The organism is Holdemanella sp. DFI.5.55 (genome assembly GCF_020593575.1).
Classification (GTDB): domain Bacteria; phylum Bacillota_I; class Bacilli_A; order Erysipelotrichales; family Erysipelotrichaceae; genus Holdemanella; species Holdemanella hominis.
In genome coordinates this window covers 1-207 of sequence record NZ_JAJDMK010000486.1, presented here as the reverse complement: position 1 = coordinate 207, position 207 = coordinate 1, and the positions used below count along the sequence as shown (strand labels likewise).

Here is a 207-nt window from a genome sequence, read left to right as displayed (position 1 = left end):
CCTGGTCAGCGCGTCTTGGTAGTTGACGATCTGCTGGCTACTGGCGGTACGATTGGTGCTACGATTGACATGGTTGAACAAATGGGAGGTACAGTCGTTGGTGCAGCTTTCCTGATTGAATTAAAAGAGCTGGAAGGCCGTAAGCATCTGCGCGGTATCGATACGAAGACGCTGATGGAATTTTAGTCGCTGATCGGTTGGTTTTTC

The 207-nt window shown here is 49.8% G+C and carries 1 protein-coding gene; it reads left to right on the top strand.

Features of this window, described 5'->3' with window-relative positions:
• Window positions 1-186, top strand: a 186-nt coding sequence (locus LJE08_RS14905) for a phosphoribosyltransferase family protein (protein WP_255650378.1), incomplete at its 5' end; no start/stop codon positions are given.
• Window positions 187-207: the final 21 nt, after the last annotated feature.